The organism is Bradyrhizobium sp. NAS96.2 (assembly GCF_001908235.1).
Lineage (GTDB): Bacteria > Pseudomonadota > Alphaproteobacteria > Rhizobiales > Xanthobacteraceae > Bradyrhizobium.
The window spans coordinates 1-1,549 of the sequence record NZ_LGHK01000417.1 but is presented as its reverse complement, the minus strand read 5'-3'; the positions used below and the strand labels follow the sequence as shown (position 1 = coordinate 1,549).

Genomic DNA, 1,549 nt, shown 5'->3' with positions numbered 1-1,549 from the left:
CCACTCGCGCCAAACCCTCGCTGTCGTCCCTGCGAAAGCACTAGGGCATGCACACATTTTGCTGCGACAGATTGACTCGAACGCTGAATCTGGGATTCCAGAATCGGCAATCGATGTGATTCCTATGTCGGCACTTCGGTTTGGACGGAGGTGCCGCCATGTTGTCACGGATTGACTGGACGCTGGGCCGGTTCGGGGATCGTCGTCTCGATAAAGGGGGGCGGCGCTTGTCGGACGCATGGTTGCGGGCAAGGATGTATGCCTGCGGCGGCTTTCGAAGGGGAACCGGGCGCTGGAAGTGCGGTTCAACCGCTTTCTCGGCAATGGCAAAGTGACAGCGGAACGGATCATCGAAAGCTGGAGCGAGAGCACGGTTGCGGCGACCCGAGGCCGCCATGTGCTGGCAATCCAGGACACCAGCGAGATCCACTTCAACACCACCGCGCAACGCCGGCGCCGGCTCGGGGAAATCGGCAGGGGCAATCACCATGGCGTGCTGCTGCATCCGCTGCTGGCGGTGGATGCGGACAGTGGCAGCTGCCTTGGGCTTTTGAGCGGCGAGGTGTGGACGCGTGAGGGCCGTCGAACCGTCTCGCATGACAGCCGCGACCTGCCGGACAAGGAATCGCAGCGCTGGATCACCACTGCCCTTGCGGCCAAGCCGCTGCTCGCAGGCGCCGCAAGAGTGACCTTGCTTGGTGACCGCGAGAGCGACATCTTTGCTCTTTATGCCAGCGCGGCCGAGCAAGACTTCCACGTGGTCGCCCGCAGCATGCATGATCGCAAGTTGGCCGACACGACCGGTCTGTACGGGGCCATCGACGCCATGGCGCCGGTGCAGCGTCGCACCGTCCAATTGCCCGCGCGTGCGCAACGGCCTGCACGTCAGGTGGACCTCGAACTTCGCTTCGGCGCGATCGAGCTTGCCCGACCTCAGAGCAAGTTCCTGCGCCATTTGCCAGAAAGCTTGCCGTTGGCCATCGTCGACGTCCGCGAGATCAATGCCGGTCCCGACGTCGAGCCGCTGCACTGGCGTCTGATCACCTCGCATAAGGTCGCCAGTGCGGACGACGGTTGGCGCATCGTCGAGTGGTACAAGCAGCGCTGGATCATCGAGCAGTTCTTCCGCGTGCTCAAGACACAGGGCTTCAGGCTCGAAGACAGCCAAATCGGCATCGCCGAGCGGCTTCTCAAATTGGTCGCGGTCGCCGCCAAGGCTGCGGTCATTACCATCCAACTCCTGCAAGCGCGCAACGGCGGCCCGCAGGGCATCTCCACGGCCTTCAACAGCAATGAGATCGCCACCTTGACGGCACTCAATCAGCAACTCGAGGCCAGAACCAAGCGGCTGAAGAACCCGCACCCGCCCGATACCCTCGCTTGGGCAGCCTGGATCATCGGTCGCCTCGGCGGCTGGGACGGCTACCCATCGTCCAAGCCGCCAGGCCCCATCACCTTCAAAACCGGCCTCGAACACTTCCACGCCGTCGCCCAAGGATGGAGCCTCAGAGATGTGTGCATGCCCTAGTGCGAAAGCAGGGACCGAYAC

The 1,549-nt window shown here is 63.1% G+C and carries 1 protein-coding gene; it reads left to right on the top strand.

The window, feature by feature from the left end:
• Positions 1-238 precede the first annotated feature (238 nt).
• The gene (locus tag AC628_RS41640; RefSeq protein ID WP_074132561.1) at positions 239-1,528 is read left to right on the top strand and encodes an IS4 family transposase; all 1,290 of its coding nucleotides are present in this window, start codon (positions 239-241) and stop codon (positions 1,526-1,528) included.
• The last annotated feature ends 21 nt before the right edge of the window (positions 1,529-1,549 follow it).

What these genes read in the sequence shown, in the direction of transcription:
- AC628_RS41640 (WP_074132561.1), top strand. Translation starts at nt 239, where the DNA reads ATGGTTGCGGGCAAGGATGTATGCCTGCGGCGGCTTTCGAAGGGGAAC.